At 61.7% G+C, this 4,104-nt stretch carries 4 protein-coding genes; 3 read left to right on the forward strand and 1 reads right to left on the reverse strand.

Annotated features, from left to right (window positions below):
• The 3 genes from vapB to B2W70_RS02185 all read left to right on the forward strand — a co-directional run.
• Window positions 1-231 (forward strand): type II toxin-antitoxin system VapB family antitoxin (vapB, locus tag B2W70_RS02175; protein WP_286742383.1); only part of this gene is annotated, 231 nt, incomplete at its 5' end.
• A 2-nt stretch (window positions 232-233) separates the two neighbouring features.
• Window positions 234-632, forward strand: a complete 399-nt coding sequence (vapC, locus tag B2W70_RS02180) for a type II toxin-antitoxin system tRNA(fMet)-specific endonuclease VapC (RefSeq protein WP_286742401.1) — start codon at window positions 234-236, stop codon at window positions 630-632.
• Between the two features lie 11 nt (window positions 633-643).
• Window positions 644-1,381 carry a spermidine synthase gene (locus B2W70_RS02185; protein ID WP_286742386.1) on the forward strand — a complete coding sequence of 246 codons (738 nt, stop codon included), beginning with the start codon at window positions 644-646 and terminating at the stop codon, window positions 1,379-1,381.
• Window positions 1,382-1,415: 34 nt separating this feature from the next.
• Here B2W70_RS02185 and B2W70_RS02190 read toward each other — a convergent pair.
• Window positions 1,416-4,104, reverse strand: a 2,689-nt coding sequence (locus B2W70_RS02190; protein ID WP_286742389.1) for a DEAD/DEAH box helicase family protein, incomplete at its 5' end; no start/stop codon positions are given.

Below are 4,104 nucleotides of genomic sequence, written 5' to 3' on the forward strand. Positions count from 1 at the left end.
AGCCAAAGCACCGTTTTCACGAACAACCGCAGCCAGGCCGTCCGACTGCCAGCCGACGTTTGCCTGCCAGAAACGGTGAAAAAAGTGCATGTGCGCGCCGTGGGTGTCGAGCGCATCATTGCGCCCGCCAACGCCGTGTGGGACAGCTTCTTTCTGGGCAGCCCCGCCCCCAGCGAGGACTTCATGGCCGAGCGAGCCAGCCAACACCAAGCAGAGCGGGAAGGCTTGTGATGATGCTGAAGTACCTGTTGGACACCAACATCGTCATCTACGTCATCAAGCAACGTCCACTGCACGCGCTGGCTCGGTTCAACGAGCACCAGGGAGCCATGGCGATGTCGGCCATCACGCTGGCCGAGTTGATCCACGGTGCAGAAAAAAGTGGTGCGCCGGCCCGCAACCTGGCGGTGGTCGAAGACTTTGCCAGCAGGCTGGAAGTGCTGCCTTACGGTCTGAAGGCGGCACAGCACTACGGGCAGATCCGCGCATCGCTCGAAGCCATCGGGCAGCCCATCGGCGTCAATGACCTCCACATCGCCGGCCACGCACGCAGCGAAGGGCTGACACTGATCACCAACAACCAGCGCGAGTTCATCAAGGTGCCGGGCTTGCTGCTCGACAACTGGATCTGACCCAACCCGCCATGACCGATCTCCCCCGGCTGCACCAGAACAGCCAGACCGTGACCCTGAGCTTCGAGGGCACCCTCATCCAAAGCTGCATGCGCCTGGCCGACCCCGACGACCTCGTGCTGGACTACACCCGCACGATGATGGGCGCCCTGCTGCTCAACCCGAAGCCCCGCCATGTGCTCATGATCGGCCTGGGTGGAGGGTCGATGGTCAAGTACCTGCACCGCCATGTGCCCGAGGCCGACATCACAGTGGTCGAGATCAGCCAGTCGGTGATCGACCTGCGCGATGCCTTTCACGTTCCGCCAGATGACGCGCGCCTGCACACCGTCTGCGCCGACGGCGCCGAGTTCATGCGCAAGCCACCGCGCAGCTACGACCTCATCCTGGTCGATGGATTCACGGGCGAAGGCATCGCCGACGCGCTGTGCTCGCGCAGCTTTTACCTGCACTGCCGCAAGGCCTTGAGCGCCGAGGGCCTGCTGGTGGCCAACGTGCAGGCCGACACCGACCAGACCCGCGAGATCGGCAAGCGCCTGTTCAAGGTGTTCGAAGGCTCGATGATCTCGGTGCTGTCCGACGAGGGCGGCAACGACATCGTCACCGCCGGGCCGCGCCACCTGTTCGAACAAGGTCGCGCCGACTTCGAAGGGCACTGGGCCGCCTTGTCTGCGGCGCACCAGGCCACGCTGGGGGTGACCTCCAGCCGCATTCAGCGCGCGTTGATCAAGGGCTTCCCGATCGGTTGATGAACCCATCGACAACCCCGAACAACGGGGCGACTCACAACAGGCTGGTTTGCATCGAGGCGTCCGCCACAGGCCGCAAACGCGCGAAATCGAGCAACTCGCCCACCCGGGCGCCCTTTTCCTGCCACTCGCGCACCACGTCCTCGCCAAGCAGGACGTAATGCCAAGGCAAACCACTGCGCTCGGTCTCAGGCAGTTCGTTGATGCGCGCACACCAAGCCACTGCCGCCTTCAGCTTGCGCTGCACGTTGGGATGGGTGGTTTGCTGCTGAGCCTTGGTTTCCACAACATAGATGGCCTGGGCCGTGCGGACAAAGAAGTCAGGGGAATAGAAAGCGGGCAAGCCATCCTCCTTCACATAGCGAAGTCGGGCAAAGCCGTGTCGGTTTTCGCTGACTTTGCAGAAGGCCTCCACAGAACTATCGGCCTGCGCCCAATGGATGAGCAGCTTCTCAAGACCTCCATGGCGAGCAGGCCAAGGCAAGCGCGTGTAGATGCACTTGCTCACTTCCACCGAGTTGATCTCCCGCATCATCAAACGGGAAACCTCTGACAAGCAACGGTGCCGCACTTCCAGCTCGCCGGTGCTGTGGTGTTGCTGCGCATCCACCAACTCCATCGCAAACACCTTGGTGATGTGATCGACCACCGGCTGCAGCAACAACATCCGCCAGGCTTCACCTTCCATGGGGTTGAAGTCGCCATCAAACAAACGCAGCCAGATGTAGTCATCCAACCACCCCGTCAACTCAGCCGTGTTGACCTGCAGATAGGGTTTTGCCAGGTGGGTGGCCACCTTGTTTCCCTTGGGCAAGGGCTCACTGAGTGCCTGGCTGATGCGACGTGTCAGCCGCGATAGGTACTCGTTGTACCCGCTCACGCTCATCACCGCACCATCGACGCGGTAGTCACCAAACAGCGTGGCGCTTTGCAGGTCTTGTGAGGTGAAGGTGTCACCCTTGCCCAGCATGGCCATCAACTGATCTGGGGGCATCGCCTTGAAGGGCGGCATGGCCATCACGTCCAGTGCGCGGTGATCCACCACCTGGTCGGCTTCGCGCAAGATGAACGGCAAGGCGAAATCAAAAGCTTCGTAGCCCTCACGCAATTCAGCCGCAATCACGTCACCCGTGGCTGAGGTGCTGTCGTCGTCATCACCGGTTTCGCCAACCAGCCCCTCGCTCATCAGTTCATCGTAAAAAGACTGGAACGCCGGGTGCTCCACGATGGACAGCACGTCAATCAGGCTGCCTGGCTCCTGTCCGCCGTTGATGCGCTCGCGGTTCTCGCGCTTCAAGTCGGCGTATTCAGGGTCGCGCCACATCAGGCGCAGGCCACGGCCAATGGTTTGCTCCAGAAGGATTTGCGCCTGGCTGGAGCGCAACGGCACGATCACGCAAATGTTGTTGACGTCAAAACCTTCGCGCAGCATCAAAACGCTCACGATGACGCGCGGCGTGGCGTGGTGGTCCACACTGAACAGGCGCTCGCGCACAGGTGCCCAGTCCTTCTCACCGAGTTCGGCTTTTTTGCCCGAATCGATCAGCATCACCTCGTCAGCACTCAGGCCCTCCTGGTCTTGAAGGAACTCGGCCACCAGGGGCGACACTGTCGTGTCCTCACACACCACCAGCATCTTGGGGTGGCGATGCGGGTCGAGCCTGGCGAAGTCGGCTTCCAGCTTGCGCAACTTCTGTATGCCAGCCCGCAGCATGACACGTTGGCCTTCGCTCAACACCGGGTTGCCAGACTCGTCGCGCTCGGCTTTGAATTCAAGCGGCAAGGCGCCAATTTCCTTGCGACGGTCAAGCACCAGCGACTTGACCAGCCCCTGTTTCATCGCGTCTTTGAGCGCGAAGTCGGTGACGATGTGAGGGAAGTAAACCTTGCGTTTGGACTTGCCCGCGCCCACGTCGTTGTAGGGCGTGGCCGAGAAGTCGATCTGCACAAAACGCCTGCCCTTTGCGGCGGCAATGCGGTTCAGGCTCTTTTGCCACTCCACCTCGGTCACCTCACCCTCTCGCTTGAACTCGTGGATGTGGTGGGCCTCGTCGTTGAACACCATCAGCTCGGGCAACTGGGCCAGGAACTCCAGCACGTTGCCTCGTGCATAGCGGCGGTCGAGCACCTCAAGGCTGTTGCCCGTGGCACGCCCTGGCATCAAGGGCAACACAGAGGCCACCACCTCGTGTGCGGCCAATGGAGCGCCTTGAGCCAACACCGCGTCCTCCACATCGGCGAGTTCATCGCCTTCAGACAGCAAGTGCCAGTTCGTGATGGCGATCATGCCGTTGCCCGTGGCCTTCAGGCCAATCTCGGCCTTGCTGCACACGTTGCCACGCACAAAGCCAAACACCAGTTCGCGGTGAGCTTCGGGCACGAACAACTCAGCATAACGAGCGATGTCCGAGGTCGCAAAATTGCGCGAGCCCGTAACGCTGCCATCGGCAGCCGTGACCAGCTTGCCGCAAAAGGCGTCGAGCAGGCGCTCGTACACGATCAGGCCTGGCGCCACCACCATGAAGTGGCGGGTGAAGCGTGGGTCGTCGATGCCCTCAGCCAGCATGGCCGTTTTGTTGAGCAACTGCCAAATCATCAGGGCCTGCAGCACCCAGGTCTTGCCCGTGCCGGTGGCCATCTTGAAGCAGTACTTGGGGTGTGCGTTCTTTGATTGCGCCACCTCACCCAGCCGGTTGCCCAGCAGCAGCGGATCGGGCGCCACC

Origin of the sequence: Aquabacterium sp. UBA2148, from assembly GCF_002328915.1 — a bacterium.
Classification (GTDB): domain Bacteria; phylum Pseudomonadota; class Gammaproteobacteria; order Burkholderiales; family Burkholderiaceae_C; genus Aquabacterium; species Aquabacterium parvum.